We start from the raw sequence: 15,494 nt of genomic DNA on the forward strand, positions 1-15,494 counted from the left end.
GTCGTCCCTATAAAACGAATCCAGACAGGAAAAATTAGCGCAGGCGAGTGCAGTCATCGGGCGTTACATCAAACCCGACAGAGGCCCGCGAAGGCGTCCTATCATTGACGGATTACCGCACTTGCAACTACATTTAGTTACACGCAGGGAACGCCGTGTCCAAAAATGAAAAGCTGCTCGCCAAACTGCTCAACCTGCAGATGGCATTTACCTGGCCTGAGCTCGTCACGTTGCTGGGCTGGCTGGGTTATCGACAAATCGAAGGGGCTGGGAGCCGCGTCAAGTTCGACATTGGCGACCCGAGTGCAATGATCACCCTGCACAAGCCCCACCCTGGCAATGAGCTGAAGTACTACATTCGGCGCCAGATCATTGAACAGTTGGAATCAGGAGGCTTGATTCAATGAGCAACCAGTTGAGACACAAAGGCTACATCGGCTCCATAGAAGCCAGCGTCGAGGACAATTGCCTGTTCGGCAAGCTGCTGTTTATCCGCCCGCTGGTCAGCTACGAAGGCCAGACCGTGGCCCAGTTGGAAGCGGCCTTTCGCGAGGCCGTGGAGGATTACCTGGCTACTTGCCAGACCCTGGGCCAGACACCGGAAAAGCCCTGCAAAGGCTCGTTCAATGTGCGGGTCGGCCATGATCTGCACCTGGCCGCGGCCCTGGCGGCGACGCAGAAAAAGGTCACGCTCAACGACCTGACGCGCCAGGCGTTGCACGAGTTCCTGCGCCATCACGGTGCGGACAGTCACCCCGCCCTGGGGTGACTCATCCGAGGCGGCGGTAGCCCAACACCGCGGCCACCAGCACCACCGCGCCGGCCACCAGCGCCACCCAGAACCCGCTGGGGGCGCCAGATTGGTCGATCATCCAGCCGGAACTGGCAGCACCGATGGCCACGCCGATGCTCAAGCCCGTGATCAGCCAGGTCATGCCTTCGGTCAGGCGGCTGGGTGGCACGACCCGTTCCACCAGGGCCATGGACACAATCAGCGTCGGCGCAAAAAACAGCCCGGAGACAAACACCGCCAGCGACAGCCCGAGAATGTCCCCCACCCACAACAACGGCAGGGTGGTCAACGCCGTGGCCAGGCCACACAGCAGGAACTGCCGGGGCAACGGCATGTGCAGTTTCAACGCGCCAAAGGCCAACCCCGCCAGGCACGAGCCAATGGCATACACCGACAGCACGATGCTCGCGGCAGCCGGCTGGCCCTGATGCTCGGCAAACGCCACGCTGACCACATCCACCACCCCGACAATGGTGCCCATGGCCATCAGCAGGATCATCAACACCAGCACCGAAGGTTGGGTAATCAGCCAGCGGCCATGCTGCTCAAGCTGTGCATGGACGGCAGGCTCCGTCTGTTTTTGCAGGACGAACGTGCTCACCCCGACCGCCAGCAAGGCCGCCCCCACCAGGGGCCCGGCTTCCGGAAACAGCAGCACACACAACCCCACCGACAGCGGCGGGCCGAGGATAAAACACACCTCGTCGAGCACCGATTCCAGGGCAAAGGCGGTTTGCAAACGCGGCTGGCCGCGATAGATCTCGGTCCAGCGCGCCCGCACCATGGCCGACATGTTGGGCATGCACCCGGCCAGGGCGGCAAAGATAAACAGGGTCCAGTCCGGCGCCTGCAAGCGGGTGCACAGCAATAGCAACAGCAACGCCCCCCCGCCAATCATCGCCGCCACCGGCAAGACACGGCCCTGGCCGTAACGGTCCACCAGCCGTGAAACCTGCGGCGCGCAAAAGGCCGTGGCCAGGGCAAACGTCGCCGCCACCGCGCCCGCCAGCCCATAGCCGCCGCGAAGCTGCGACAACATGGTGATCAACCCGATACCGGTCATGGAAATCGGCATGCGGGCGAGCATGCCAGCCGATACAAAAGCCCTGGAGCCTGGCGCCTTGAACAGCTCGGCGTAGGGGTTTGCCATGGTGCGTGACCTCTTGCTGGGAGCCCTGGAGCTGGCCATCCGATGAAAGATATACGGTGCGTATGTGGCAAATCATGAGTAACATACGCAGCGTATGTCAACCACTCACCCTCAAATAGCGAGCGTTTCCCATGAGCCGAGCCCGCGCCGAGATGATCGAACAAACCCGTGCCCGCCTGCTTGCCAGCGCCCGCCAGGCCTTTGCCGCCCAAGGCTTTGCCAATACCTCGATGGATGATTTCACCGCCCGCGCCGGCCTGACCCGTGGAGCGTTGTACCATCACTTTGGCGACAAAAAAGGCTTATTGGCGGCGGTAGTCGCGCAACTCGACGGCGAAATGGATCAACGTCTACAGCAGATCAGCGCCCAGGCCGCAAACCCCTGGGTTGGTTTTTGCGAACGCTGTCGCGCCTATCTGCGCATGGCCCAGGACCCCGAGATCCAGCGCATCGTGCTGCAAGATGCACCGGCAGTACTTGGCGAAAACACTGCAGCCCAGCAGCAATGCATCCAATCATTGCGCGGGCTGCTGGAGGGGTTGATGCACGCCGGGCTGGTTGAACAGGCTCCCAGCCTGGCGCTGGCCCGATTGATCAATGGCAGCCTGGTGGATACGGCGCAATGGATTGCCCATGCCGAACGCCCGGATGAACGCCTGGAGCAAGCGCTGCAAGGCTTGGAGTTGCTGCTGCGGGGGCTGAAACCCAATCGCTGAATTGCTCAACCCGCGACAGCCATCAAGTGCGACGAAGCAGCAACGCCGCCACCGCACACAAGGTCAGCGCCACACACGCCAGGTAGAACGCGTCGCTGTAAGCCATCAAAAATGCCTGGTGCCGCACGCTCTGGTCGAGCAACTCCAGCACTTGCTGCTGCGGCCATTGCTCCTGCAACACGCCGCCGCCCGGCAAATGTTGCTGCAAAGCAGGTTCGAAAATGCTCAGCGACTCACCGATGCGCGCCGAATGCACCTGCTCGCGCACCACCACCAGTTGCGCCAGCAAGGCCGTGCCCACCGCACCGCCCAGGTTGCGCAGCATCGAGAACACCGCCGAGGCCGAACCGGACTGCGCCTTGGCCAGCCCATGCACGGCCAGCACCGACAGCGCCACCATGATCAGCGGCTGGCCAATGCCGCGCACCACGATCGAGGGGATGATCACGTTACTGGCGCTGTCTGCCGACAAATGCGCGCCCATCCAGCAGCCCAACGCCATGATCGCAAAACCCGAAGCCACGAGGATTTTCGCGCTCAACCACTTCATCAGCCGCGGCAGGAACGGCGCCAGCACCAGTTGCACCAAACCATAGGCAATCAGGCTGATGCCAATTTCGCTGGCGTTGTAGCCCTGCATCTGGGACAGGTAGTTGGGCACCAGGAATACCAGGCCATACGTACTGGCGCCGAAGATAAACATCGCCACGCTGGCGACGCCAAAGTTGTAGTGCGCCAACAACCGCAGGTTGATAAAGCTCTTGCTGCCCCACAATTGCCGGCCGACAAAACCCACCAACCCCACTACCGCCGCCAGGCTCATCCACACAATAAAGGAGGAGCCGAACCAGTCCTTGCGCCCCCCCTCCTCCAGCACGATCTGCAATGCCCCCAACCCCAGCACCATGCAGGCGATGCCCAGCCAGTCGCCCTGGCGCAGCAACCCAAGGTTCATCGGCTGGCGGTCGATGGACCAGGCCACGGCCGCCAACAGGGCAACGCCGGGAAACAGTTGCAGGTAGAAGATCCAGCGCCACGAATAAACATCAGTCAGCCAGCCACCAATGGACGGCCCCGCAGCCTGGGCCACACTGTTGGCCAGGCTGAACAGCGCCATGCCCAGGGGGATCTTGCTGGCGGGCAACTCAGTGATGATCAACTGGAACGACAACGGAATCAGCACCGCCCCCGCCGCGCCCTGGATGACCCGGATGATGATCATCACCGGCAGGTTAGGCGCCATCGAGCACGCCACCGAGGCCACCAGAAACACCCCGGAGCCCCACAACATCACCCGCCGCAACGAAAACACCTGCACCAGCCAGGCAGTGAGCGGGATCATGATGATTTCCGCCACCAGATAGGCCGTGGAAATCCACGAACCCTCCTCGAACGTAGCCCCCAGGGCACCTTCGATTTCCGGCAGAGCGGCGCTGGTGACATGCACGTTCATGCCGGCCATGAAACACCCGAACAAGCCACCGATCACCGCGACCCAGGCGCGAAACGATACGTTCGAGGTGCGTGCATCAGCCTCCATGGGAACCGTCCTGCTGGCTGGCCGGACGGGTGTCCACCGTGGCGATCACCGACATTCCCGGCAAGATGACGGGCGCATTCGCCGCGTCGGTCACCAGACGGATCTTCACCGCAAAGCGCTGCACGATCTTGGTGAAATTGCCGGTGGCGTTGTCCGGCGGCAACAAGGCAAACACCGCGCCGGAACCGGGCGCGATGCTTTCCACCTGGCCGCGCCAGTGCTGGCCGGAAAAACTGTCCACCGCGATATCCACCGATTGCCCCGGCGCCATGTGTTGCAACTGGGTTTCCTTGTAGTTGGCGATCACATAGGCCTGCTCCACCGGCACCACCGCCAGCAACGGCAGGCCCGGCATCACGTACTGCTGGCGACGCACCTTGCGCTGGCCCACGACCCCATCGAACGGCGCGCGGATCGCCGTGTCATTCAAGGCGTTGCGGGCCAGGGCCAGTTTGGCCTGGGCCTCGCCCACCCGGGCCTGGGATTGGGCAATCCGCGCCTGGGCCTGTTGGCGGCGCGCCTGCAACACCTGGCACTGGGCCTGCTGCCGGGCCACTTGGGCACGGGCCTCGGTCACTGCCGCCAGCGCCTTGGCCTGGCCGGCACTGGCGGTTTCCAGGCGTTCACGGGTGGCAATCTGCTGGTCCACCAGGTCGCGATAACGCAGGAAGTCCAGGCGCGCACGATGAGCCTCGGCCTCGCTGCTGCTCAACGCAGCCTGGGCCTGGACGATGCGTTGTTGCTGCTCGCCCAGGCGTGCGTCCAGGGTATGCAGGCTGGACTGGCGCGCCGTTGCCGCTGCCCGGGCTTGCTGCAACTTGGCCTCGGTGCTGTGCAACTGTTCGATAAAGTCGCGTTCATCCAGGCGTACCAGCACATCCCCGGCCTTGACCGGCTGGTTGTCCTCCACCAACACCTGGGCCACGTAGCCGGCGATGCGTGGGCTGATTGCCACCCAATCGGCGCGCACGTAGGCATCGTCGGTTTCTTCAAGGAATCGCCCCCATTGCCACCAATACCCGGCAAACAGCCCCAGCCCCAACAGCGTCGCCAGGGATGCGCCCGTCAGCAATGCGCGGCGATGGCGTTGCATCAAGCTGGGAGTGGATTGCAGGATGGCGGGTTCAACAGCCTGGTTCATGGCGTGGCTCCAAGGGTCGCAAGGGGGATGGGTTGGGGGTGATCGTCACGTTGCCAGCCGCCACCTAGGGCCTGGAACAGGTCGATCTGGCGGTTGATCAAGCGCAGGTCAGCCTGGGCCAGGGTGGCCTGCAGGTTGACCAGGCTGCGCTCGCTGTCCAGCAGTTGCAGGGCATCGAGGGCGCCGGCCCGAAAACTGCGGTTGGCCAGCTCAAACGCCCGCTGGCTGCTGTCCAGCGCGGCTTGCAGGGCCTGGCGGCGTTGCTGTTCGCCCTGATACAAGGCCAGGGCTTGCTCGACCTGTTTCAAGGCATTGAGTACCGTGCCGTCAAAACGCGCCTGGGCCTCGCGCGCCTGGGCCCGGCGCTGGCCCACCTGGGCCTGGGCAACGCCGCGATGGGGAAAGCGCCAGGACAGCAACGGCCCCACGGAATACACCAGCGCCTCACTGTCCCCCAACTTGCCCAGGCTGCTGGCGGAAGACTCCAGCGCGGCACCGAACGTCACCCGCGGATACAAATCTGCGCGCGCGACACCGATGGCCAGCGTGGCCGCTTGCAGTTGGCGCTCGGCACGCCGGATATCGGCACGCCGCTGCACCAGCGCCCAGCCGTCTCCCACCGGCAGCGGCGCCTGCAATTGCGGGGGTCGGGCACAGCTGTTGCGGGCCACGTCCTGGGGCGCCACCCCACTGAGCACCGCCAATTCATACAGGGCGGCCTGGCGGCGGGCAGTCAATATCGGCAACGGCGCACGGGTTTCTTCCAGCAGGCCATCGAGGCGCGCCAGGTCCAGCGCCGTCGCCGCCCCGGCTTTCTGCAACGCGCGGGTGACTTCTACACTGCGCTCCAACACTTGCACCGAATGACGCTGCACCTGGCGGCTGAACTCATAGACGCAGGCCTGGCCATAGGCGCGGGTGATCTGCGCGGCCACCGTCACCCGCCATTCATCTTCCAGCGCGCGCGCCGCATCCGCATCGGCGCGGGCGGCGGCCAGGCGATAACGCACCTCGCCCCACAGGTCCAGGGTGTAGCTCAGGGCGAATCCGGGCGTATGGCTCCATTGGGCGTCGGCATGTTTACCGCTCGCCTGGGCCAGGGTCTGGTCGTCTCGGCTGCGGCCATAGCCCACGCCGTAGGTCAGCAGGCTCGAGGGTTGGCGCTCGCTGTCGACCTGTTCCAGGCGGGCCAGCAACGCGTCGACATGGGCGGCGGCAGCCTCCAGGTCTTTGTTGTGGCTCAAGGCCTGCTCGACCAGCCGGTCCAATTGCGGGTCGCGGTACAACTGCCACCAGCGCTGGGGCAGCGGCTGGGTGGCCGAGCCACTGGACAATTGCGGCGCAGCCTGGGCTGTCAACTGCGCGGCTGGCTCGTCGGGCAGGCCGCTGCATCCGGCCAGCGCGCCCAGCAGAAGCAGGGTCAGGGATGCCGGGGATCGATGGCTAGTGGGTGGATGAACGACAAGGCTGGGCATCACAAAGCTCGCTGAAGAATGAGCTTTGCAGATTAGGCATGCACCCTGGCGGATTCGCCCGCGCCAGGGCCATGTATCGTCGCCAAATGGACAATTGGGTTACATGAAGCAACATCAGGCCCCGGGACGGAAATGACTCGGCGGATACCCCAGCGAACGACGAAACATCGCGCTGAACGCGCTCGGGCTCTGGTAACCATGCTCCAGCGCCACCTCCAGGATCGAAGCGCCCTGGGCCAGCAGCTTCAGGCTCAGGGCCAGGCGCGCACGCTTGCGCCACTCGCCAAAGCTCATGCCCAGTTCCCGCTGGAAAATCCGGCTCAGGGTGCGCGCGCTCATGTTCAGGGTCTCGGCCCAGGACTCCAGGCTGCTGTCATCGGATGGGTTGCGGATAAACCGGTTACATAGCCGGGCCAAGCGCGCTTCGCCGGGAACCGGCACATGCATGGCCACCACCGGTGCAGCCAACAGCTCCATGCGGATCAACTCCACCATGGCCTGCAAGCGTGGGCTGTTCTGGCCGGCGATCTGTGTGGCGGCCACGATCAGCTCGCGCAGCAGGGCCGAGACCTCGATCACCTGGCAGGTCCGGCCCAGGCTTGGCTCCACCTCAGGCATCAGGAACAAGGTGCGCATGTGCACCTCGCCGGCCATACGGATCTCGTGGGGCGTCCCGGCGGGCACCCACAACGCATGCCCGGACGGCACCAGCCAACTGCCCTGGGCGGTGCTGACCACCATCACTCCGGTGACCCCGTGAATCAGTTGCGCCTGGGTATGACAATGGGGGTGGACCACTTCGTCGTTGCGGTAGTTGTCGGCATAAGCCTCAAGCCAAGGCCGGTGCGCAGTTGTCATGGGCAGCGTCTCACGTCATCAAGCCGCTGATTCTAACCAAAAGCCCGCTGGCGAAAACGATAGATATAGACAGCCATCGTCGCATTTCAGACAAGCCGCTGAACTTGTGCCGCGCACCATCAGTCAGCTCAATGGACTCCTGAAGAAAGGTTGGGTGGACGATGCGCATCTCGTTGGAACAACAAGTGGCCGTGGTCACCGGGGCCAGCTCCGGCATTGGCGCGGGCGCCGCCAAAGCGTTGGCCGCCGCCGGCGCGGCGGTGGTGGTGAACTACAACAGCCAGGCAGAACCCGCCCAGGCCCTGGCCGCGCAGATCAACCAGGCCGGTGGCCGGGCCCTGGCGATCGGTGCCGACGTGTCCAGGGAGGCCGATGTCGAGCGCCTGTTTGCGCAAACCCTCGACGCCTTCGGCCACCTGGACATCCTGGTGGCCAACTCGGGCCTGCAGAAAGACGCCGCCATCAGCGACATGACCCTTGAGCAATGGAACGCGGTGATTGGCGTCAACCTCACCGGCCAGTTCCTCTGCGCCCGCGCCGCCTTGCGCATTTTCAACCGCCAGGGTGTGCGAGTCGGCGTATCGCGGGCTGCCGGCAAGATCATCCATATGAGTTCGGTGCACCAGTTGATCCCCTGGGCCGGCCACGTCAATTACGCGGCCTCCAAGGGCGGCGTCGAGATGCTGATGCGCAGCCTCGCCCAGGAAGTCAGCCACCAACGGATCCGCATCAACGGCATCGCGCCGGGGGCGATCCGCACGGCCATCAACCGCGCCGCCACCGAGGGCGATGCCGAGCAGCAGTTGCTCAAACTGATCCCCTATGGCCGCGTTGGCGACGTGGAGGATGTGGCCAACGCCGTGGTCTGGCTGGCCAGTGATGCGTCCGACTATGTGGTGGGCAGCACCTTGTTTATCGACGGCGGCATGAGCCTTTATCCGGAGTTCAAAGACAATGGTTGATCTGAAAAACGAAGCGCAAAGCGCCATCGACGCCCACGGCATCATCGGCGACATGCGCAGTGCAGCGCTGATCAACGACCAGGGCAGCATCGATTTTTTCTGCTGGCCGGAATTCGACAGCCCGTCGATCTTCTGCTCACTGCTCGACTCCCCCGCCGCCGGGATCTTCCAGCTCACCCCAGACCTGCCAGAGGCGCGCCGCGAACAAATCTACCTGCCGGACACCAACGTCCTGCAAACCCGCTGGCTGAGCGATGAGGCGGTGGTGGAAATCACCGACCTGCTGAGCATCAGCGACGACGTCGACGACCTGCCCCTGCTGATCCGCCGCGTGCGGGTGGTGAGCGGCAAGGCCACCTTGCATATGCGCTGCGCGGTACGCCATGACTATGCCCGGGCGCCCACCCGGGCTACGGCGGATAAGACCGATGTATGTTTCCAAGCCCCGGGCCTGCCCGGCCTGCGCCTGGCCAGCAGCCTACCGGTACAGATCGAGGACGATGCCGCGGTTGCCTGCTTTACCCTGGACCAGGACCAGGGCGCCGAATTTGTCCTTGGCGGCCTCGACGATGTGCGTGTCGACAGTGGCGGCACCGACCTGTGCCTGCAACGCACCCTGCAGTTCTGGCGCGGCTGGCTGGCGCAGTCCAACTACCGTGGCCGCTGGCGGGAAATGGTCAACCGCTCGGCCCTGGCCCTGAAGCTTTTGACCTCGCGCAAACACGGGGCGATCCTCGCAGCGGCCACCTTCGGCCTGCCCGAAAGCCCCGGCGGCGAGCGCAATTGGGACTACCGCTACACCTGGATCCGCGACGCCTCGTTCACCGTCTATGCCTTTATGCGCCTGGGGTTTGTCCAGGAAGCCAATGACTACATGCGCTGGCTGCGCGGGCGCGTCAGCGACTGCTGCGGGCAGCCGATGAAAATCAATATCCTGTATGGCATCGACGGCCGCCAACAGCTGCCGGAAACCGAGTTGACCCACCTCAGCGGCCACGGCGGCGCGCAACCGGTGCGCATTGGCAACGAGGCCTTTGACCAGGTGCAACTGGATATCTTTGGCGAACTGATGGACGCGGTGTACCTGGTCAACAAGTACGGCGAGGCCATCTCCCATGAAGGCTGGAAACACACCCTGGAAGTGGTGGACCAGGTGTGCGAAACCTGGAACCAGAAAGACGTCGGCATCTGGGAGATGCGTGGCGAGCAGCATCACTTCCTGCACTCGCGGCTGATGTGCTGGGTGGCGCTCGACCGGGCGATACGCCTGGCCTCCAAACGCTCGCTGCCAGCCCCGTTCGCCCGCTGGGACCAGACCCGCCAGGCGATTTATGAAGATATCTGGAGCAACTTCTGGAACGCCGAACGCGGGCATTTCGTGCAGCACATCGGCAGCACTGCACTGGATGGGTCGATGCTGTTGATGCCACTGGTGCGCTTCGTGGCGGCTACCGACCCGCGCTGGCTGTCGACCCTGGAGGCCATCCAGAAAAGCCTGGTGCGCGACGGCATGGTGTACCGCTACCGCAATGACGACAGCCAGATTGACGGCTTGCAAGGCACAGAGGGGGCGTTTACCGCCTGTTCATTCTGGTACGTCGAATGCCTGGCCCGCGCGGGGCAAGTGGAAAAGGCCCACCTGGAGTTCGAGCAACTGCTGCGCTATGCCAACCCGCTGGGGCTGTATGCCGAAGAGTTCGACAGCCAGGCACGGCATCTAGGCAACTCGCCCCAGGCCTTGAGCCATTTGGCGCTGATCAGCGCGGCGACGTTTCTGGATCGCAAGTTGAGTGGGGAAAAAACCGTGTGGCAACCTTGAGAATCGAGCAGCGAAGTGAAACCCTTGGAGGAGCTTTCAGGCAACCTCCACATTGGCTGCACCGATGCCATCGCTGCCTCGCTAAAGCTCGACCGCTCCACCTTTGATCTTTGCTACCTTGAGCAAGCTATCTGCCTGCCCCCTCCTGTATTCAAGGAACGAATATGAACCCGCCCCTGGCGCCCGACAATGTTCAGTCGATACCCATGCCAACCGCGCCACACCACAGGGATGCGTTCCCCACCCTGCACACTGAACGTTTGCACCTGCGGGAGTTGACCCCCCACGACGCCCCGGCGCTGTTCGCGATCTATCGCGACGCCGAGGCCATGCCCTGGTTTGGCATTGATCCCATGACCGATGTATCCCAGGCCCACGCCCTGATCGCCACCTTCGCTCAATGGCGGACCCAGGCCAATCCGGGCACGCGCTGGGGTCTGGAATGTGAAGGCAGGTTGATTGGCACCTGTGGGCTGTTCAAATGGAATCGCCAGTGGAACAGCTGCGCCCTGGCCTGCGAGCTGGCGCCGGCGGCCAGGGGCAAAGGCTTGATGAACGAAGCCCTGGGCAGCGTGCTCGACTGGGGCTTTGCGCAGATGCAGTTGCATCGTGTCGAAGCGCTGGTTCATCCGCGCAACCTGGCGTCCCAGGCGCTGCTGGGGCGCCTGGGTTTTAGCCGCGAAGGCGTGCTGCGCGAGGCCGGGTTTTGGGCGGGGCGTTATCAGGACCTGCAAGTGTTTTCGCTGCTGGCCCATGAACACGCAAAGGTTTCGCGCTAAAGTCCAGGCTCCCTGCTGTGACCCTAACGGAGTCCCAATGAGCCCCTCGATCGCGCTGCTGTATATCCGCACTCCCATGCTCGATATCGCCTACGAAGCCCATGGCCCGGCCGACGGCGAAGTGGTGATTCTGCTGCACGGTTTTCCCTATGACCCTCGCGGCTACGATGCCATCGCGCCGGTGTTGGCCGAGGCTGGCTATCGCGTGCTGGTGCCTTACCTGCGCGGCTACGGCCCGACCCGTTTTGCCCACGCCCAGGTAATGCGCTCCGGCCAACAGGCGGCACTGGCCAAGGACCTGCTGGATTTCATGGACGCCCTGTCCATCGGCCAGGCAGCCCTTGCTGGTTATGACTGGGGCGGGCGCGCCGCGTGCATTGTCGCGGCGCTTTGGCCCACGCGCGTACGCTGCCTGGTCACAGGTGATGGCTACAACATTCAGGACATTGCCAAGTCCGTCCAGCCACGCGCGCCGGTCACGGAGCATCGGTTGTGGTACCAGTTCTATTTCCACACCCAACGGGGTGTCGATGGCCTGACCGCCAACCGCGGCGAGCTGTGTGAACTGCTGTGGTCACTCTGGTCGCCCTCCTGGGCCGAGGGGCCGAGCCTTTACCCGCAGACGGCGCCCTCGTTTGATAACCCGGACTTTGTGGAGGTGGTGATCCACTCCTATCGCCATCGTTTCATGTATGCCGAGGGTGATCCGGCGCTGGAAGGGATTGAACAGGCGCTGGTGCAGCCGCCGCCGATTTCGGTGCCAAGCATTTCGCTGTGCGGCGCCGACGACGGTGTCGGCCCGGCTCCCGAGGTGGATGACGACGTGGGCAATTTCAGCGGATTCTATCGACGCCGGGTGCTCGCCGGGGTGGGCCACAATATTCCCCAGGAAGCACCGCAGGCCACCCTCGATGCATTGTTTGAACTGCTGGAGCAGACTCACGCCGGCGCCGCAAACCGCTCGCGATAAAGCTGGGGGGTGATCGACAACGCGCGGATAAAACTGCGGCGCATGGTTTCTTCGCTGCCAAAGCCGCATTGCGCCGCGATGCGCTTGATTGCCACGGTGCTGTCGGCCAGTTGCCGGCGTGCGGTTTCCACGCGGATCAGTTCCACCGCCCGGGCCGGGGTCTGGCCGGTTTCGGCGCGGTAATGGCGTACGAAGCTGCGTTCGCTCATGCCACACGCAGCCGCCAGGGTCGGGATGTTCAAGTTAAGGTGCAGGTGCTCGGCAATCCACGCATGCAATTGGCTGAAGCGGCTGCCGCCCTTTTGCAGGGACAGGGTGACGCTGAACTGCGACTGCCCACCGGGTCGTTTGAGAAACACCACCAGGTGCCGCGCTACTTCCAGGGCCACTGCGCGGCCCAGGTCCTGTTCCACCAGGGCCAGGCACAAATCGATACCGGCCGTGACACCCGCCGAAGTCCAGAGCGAGCCCTGCTGGATAAAGATCGGGTTGGCCTCGACCCGCAGCCTGGGGTATTTACGCGCCAGTTCCTCGCAGCGCGTCCAGTGGGTGGCGACACGGCAGCCGTCCAGCAGGCCACTGGCGGCCAACAGGAAGGCACCGGTACACACCGAGGTGATGCGCCGCGACTGCTTGGCTTTTTGCCGCACCCACTCCACCAGTTGCGGATCATCGGCCGCCCCATACACGCCCCAGCCACCAGCGATCACCAGGGTGTCGCAAGGCGTATCGGCGGCAGGCAACGGCTCGGCCACCAGGGCCAGGCCGGCAGAAGTCATCACCGGCTCGGCCTGGGCGGCAACCACGTTGACCGCATAGGGCAACGGCAAACCTTGCTGGCGTGCCAGGTCGTTGGCCGAGGCAAACACTTGCAACGGCCCGGTGACGTCGAGTACCTGCACGTTGGCAAAGGCCAGCACATGGATGATTTTCGGCATGATTGGCGTGATTCGTGGGCTCAATGGCGTATGCGCCAAAGCCTAGGCCACTAGAGTGAAGCCGTCCATCCCCTCTCCTGGAGTTTCACCATGACCTTGCAGATCGGCTTTGTGTTGTTCCCCGGCATCCAGCAACTGGACCTCACCGGCCCCTACGACGTACTGGCGTCATTGCCGGACGTAAAGTTGCACCTGATCTGGAAAGACTTGGCGCCGATCACTTCCAGCAGCGGGTTGGTGCTGTCGCCGACCATCACCTACGACCACTGCCCGGCGCTGGATGTGATCTGCGTACCGGGCGGCTCGGGGGTTGGGCCGCTGATGGAAGATGAGCCGACCCTGGACTTTCTGCGGGCACAATCCCAGACCGCGCGCTATGTGACGTCGGTGTGTACCGGCTCGCTGGTGCTGGGAGCGGCGGGTTTGCTGCGCGGGCGGCGGGCCACCACGCATTGGGCCTATCACGAGATGCTGGCCACTTTGGGCGCGACTGCGGTGCAGGAGCGTGTGGTACGCGACGGCAATCTGTTCACCGGGGGCGGCATCACGGCGGGGATCGACTTTGCCCTGACCCTGGCCGCCGAGCTGTACGGCGAGGCGGCGGCGCAGTTGGTGCAATTACAGCTTGAATATGCGCCAGCCCCGCCCTTCAATGCCGGCCGCCCGGACACCGCGCCACGGCCGGTGCTGGACGAGGCGAATAAGCGCACCGCTGAATCACGCAAGACCCGGGGCGAAATTGCCGCACGGGCGGCGGCGCGGCTGGGCTGAAGGCCGGACGCTTTTCCCCTTGCAGGAGCGGGCTTGCTCGCGAAGACGTCGGCCCAGCAAACATTGATGTTGACTGAACCACTGCTTTCGCGAGCAAGCCCGCTCCCACAGGGGATGTGCGTCGAGGCAGTAGTTTGGGCCACACCACAAATCAAAGGTAGGAGCTGGCTTGCCTGCGATGGCGGTATACCAGCCGCCAAAAATAATGGCTGAACTGCCGCTATCGCGGGCAAGCCCGCTCCCACAGGGGATGTGCGTCGGAGCAAAAGCTTGAGCCACACCACAAATCAAAGGTAGGAGCTGGCTTGCCTGCGATGGCCGTATACCAGCCGCCAAAAATAGTGGCTGAACCGCCGCTATCGCGGGCAAGCCCGCTCCCACAGGGGATGTGCGTCGGGGCAAAAGCTTGGGCCACACCACAAATCAAAGGTAGGAGCTGGCTTGCCTGCGATGGCGGTATACCAGCCGCCAAAAATAGTGGCTGAACCGCCGCCATCGCGGGCAAGCCCGCTCCTACAGGGGATGTGCGTCAGGGCAAAAGCTTGGGCCACACCACAAATCAAAGGTAGGAGCTGGCTTGCCTGCGATGGCGGTATACCAGCCGCCAAAAATAATGGCTGAACTGCCGCTATCGCGGGCAAGCCCGCTCCTACAGGGGATGTGCGTCGGGGCAAAAGCTTGGGCCACACCACAAATCAAAGGTAGGAGCTGGCTTGCCTGCGATGGCGGTATACCAGCCGCCAAAAATAGTGGCCGAACTACCGCTATCGCGGGCAAGCCCGCTCCCACAAGGAGAGGCATCTGCCATTTACAAGCTGCGCGGCATCACCGCCAGGCGCACGGCCAACACCGTCAGCACCGTGGCCAGCCCCCATTTCTGCAGGCCGGCGGTTCTTTTACTACCGGCGAAAAACCGGCTGATCGCCCCGCCAAAAACCCCCAGTACCGCGTGAAATACGCCCGCAATCAGCGTCAGGACCACACCCAACTGCACCAATTGCAGGGCAATGGGGCCGGCTTCGGGTTTGACGAACTGCGGCAGGAACACCATGAAAAACAGCAGCGCCTTGGGGTTGAGCAGGCTGTTGAGCATGGCCCGCATAAACACCCCGCCCAGGCGTACCCGCACAACTTGGGCGGTATCCAGGGACGGCTTTTTCTGCAAGGTCTTGAACGCCAGCCACAGCAGGTAGACCACCCCGGCATAACGAATCAGGTCAAACGCCGGGGGCCAACTAGCCACCAACGCGGTGACACCGGTAGCGGTGAGTGCGGTCAGCAGCAGGTCGGCCACCCCGATCCCCAACCCCGCCGCCACCCCACCGCGCCAGCCATAGCTCACGCCATGACTGATGACAAAGGCCATGTTCGGCCCGGGCGACAGCAGTAACAGCAGCACGGAACCAGAGAAAACCGCCAGGGTTGGGAGATCGATCATGCTCAACTCATCCGCCAGGGAAAACCCAAGATTAATCTCACCGCTCCCCCCGCGACCAGCCTCCAGGCACAGCACTTGAAGATAGGTGATTGCCCAATGCCACAGGCCACGTCTAGAATGCGAACCGTTATCAATTAAGACGCC

15 protein-coding genes are annotated in these 15,494 nt (G+C 63.6%); 8 read left to right on the forward strand and 7 right to left on the reverse strand.

Annotated features, from left to right (window positions below; all coding sequences use genetic code 11):
- The first annotated feature begins 155 nt into the window (after positions 1–155).
- Together ACSSVH_RS16095 and ACSSVH_RS16100 are read left to right on the forward strand one after the other, a co-directional pair.
- Positions 156–407 carry a type II toxin-antitoxin system HicA family toxin gene (locus tag ACSSVH_RS16095; protein ID WP_057439099.1) on the forward strand — a complete coding sequence of 84 codons (252 nt, stop codon included), beginning with the start codon at positions 156–158 and terminating at the stop codon, positions 405–407.
- Positions 404–769: a type II toxin-antitoxin system HicB family antitoxin gene (locus tag ACSSVH_RS16100; RefSeq protein WP_169954779.1), complete on the forward strand. Its 366-nt coding sequence runs from the start codon at positions 404–406 to the stop codon at positions 767–769. Before ACSSVH_RS16095 ends, ACSSVH_RS16100 begins: the two co-directional genes overlap by 4 nt.
- 1 nt (position 770) lies before the next feature.
- Here the strand turns inward: ACSSVH_RS16100 and ACSSVH_RS16105 are convergent, their stop codons facing one another.
- Complete coding sequence (locus tag ACSSVH_RS16105; RefSeq protein WP_169954780.1) at positions 771–1,943, reverse strand: MFS transporter; 1,173 nt, start codon at positions 1,941–1,943, stop codon at positions 771–773.
- Positions 1,944–2,074: 131 nt separating this feature from the next.
- On the opposite strand from ACSSVH_RS16105, the gene ACSSVH_RS16110 reads away from it, so the two are divergent.
- Complete coding sequence (locus tag ACSSVH_RS16110; RefSeq protein ID WP_492633465.1) at positions 2,075–2,659, forward strand: TetR/AcrR family transcriptional regulator; 585 nt, start codon at positions 2,075–2,077, stop codon at positions 2,657–2,659.
- 22 nt (positions 2,660–2,681) lie between these two features.
- Here the strand turns inward: ACSSVH_RS16110 and ACSSVH_RS16115 are convergent, their stop codons facing one another.
- The 4 genes from ACSSVH_RS16115 to ACSSVH_RS16130 form a co-directional block, all read right to left on the reverse strand.
- Positions 2,682–4,199 (reverse strand): MDR family MFS transporter, encoded by a 1,518-nt coding sequence (locus ACSSVH_RS16115; RefSeq protein ID WP_170043707.1) that lies wholly within the window; start codon positions 4,197–4,199, stop codon positions 2,682–2,684.
- On the reverse strand, positions 4,189–5,340 hold the full coding sequence (locus ACSSVH_RS16120) for an HlyD family secretion protein (RefSeq protein WP_172314463.1): 1,152 nt from the start codon (positions 5,338–5,340) through the stop codon (positions 4,189–4,191). Before ACSSVH_RS16120 ends, ACSSVH_RS16115 begins: the two co-directional genes overlap by 11 nt.
- Complete coding sequence (locus ACSSVH_RS16125) at positions 5,337–6,815, reverse strand: efflux transporter outer membrane subunit (RefSeq protein ID WP_432754377.1); 1,479 nt, start codon at positions 6,813–6,815, stop codon at positions 5,337–5,339. The genes ACSSVH_RS16120 and ACSSVH_RS16125 overlap by 4 nt, the downstream gene beginning before the upstream one ends.
- Positions 6,816–6,929: 114 nt before the next feature.
- Positions 6,930–7,673 carry an AraC family transcriptional regulator gene (locus ACSSVH_RS16130; protein WP_169954785.1) on the reverse strand — a complete coding sequence of 248 codons (744 nt, stop codon included), beginning with the start codon at positions 7,671–7,673 and terminating at the stop codon, positions 6,930–6,932.
- A 161-nt stretch (positions 7,674–7,834) separates the two neighbouring features.
- Here ACSSVH_RS16130 and ACSSVH_RS16135 point away from each other — a divergent pair, with 161 nt between their 5' ends.
- The 4 genes from ACSSVH_RS16135 to ACSSVH_RS16150 all read left to right on the forward strand — a co-directional run bounded on the left by ACSSVH_RS16135 (position 7,835) and on the right by ACSSVH_RS16150 (position 12,203).
- Positions 7,835–8,635: a glucose 1-dehydrogenase gene (locus tag ACSSVH_RS16135; protein WP_169954786.1), complete on the forward strand. Its 801-nt coding sequence runs from the start codon at positions 7,835–7,837 to the stop codon at positions 8,633–8,635.
- On the forward strand, positions 8,628–10,454 hold the full coding sequence (locus tag ACSSVH_RS16140) for a glycoside hydrolase family 15 protein (protein ID WP_492633466.1): 1,827 nt from the start codon (positions 8,628–8,630) through the stop codon (positions 10,452–10,454). The genes ACSSVH_RS16135 and ACSSVH_RS16140 overlap by 8 nt, the downstream gene beginning before the upstream one ends.
- A gap of 164 nt (positions 10,455–10,618) precedes the next feature.
- Entirely contained in the window at positions 10,619–11,233 is a 615-nt protein-coding gene (locus tag ACSSVH_RS16145; protein WP_492633467.1) for a GNAT family N-acetyltransferase, read from the forward strand.
- Between the two features lie 37 nt (positions 11,234–11,270).
- Positions 11,271–12,203 (forward strand): alpha/beta fold hydrolase, encoded by a 933-nt coding sequence (locus ACSSVH_RS16150; protein WP_492633468.1) that lies wholly within the window; start codon positions 11,271–11,273, stop codon positions 12,201–12,203.
- On the opposite strand, the gene ACSSVH_RS16155 is transcribed toward ACSSVH_RS16150, so the two are convergent.
- A complete protein-coding gene (locus ACSSVH_RS16155) occupies positions 12,173–13,141 on the reverse strand; it encodes a GlxA family transcriptional regulator (RefSeq protein WP_169954789.1) in 969 nt (322 codons plus the stop codon). The genes ACSSVH_RS16150 and ACSSVH_RS16155 overlap by 31 nt on opposite strands.
- 90 nt (positions 13,142–13,231) lie before the next feature.
- Between ACSSVH_RS16155 and inhA the strand changes: the two genes are divergently transcribed.
- Entirely contained in the window at positions 13,232–13,912 is a 681-nt protein-coding gene (inhA, locus tag ACSSVH_RS16160) for an isonitrile hydratase (protein ID WP_170043702.1), read from the forward strand.
- A gap of 808 nt (positions 13,913–14,720) precedes the next feature.
- Here inhA and ACSSVH_RS16165 read toward each other — a convergent pair.
- Positions 14,721–15,350, reverse strand: a complete 630-nt coding sequence (locus tag ACSSVH_RS16165) for a LysE family translocator (RefSeq protein ID WP_170043701.1) — start codon at positions 15,348–15,350, stop codon at positions 14,721–14,723.
- Positions 15,351–15,494: the final 144 nt, after the last annotated feature.

This window comes from Pseudomonas sp. HC1(2025) (genome assembly GCF_058742075.1).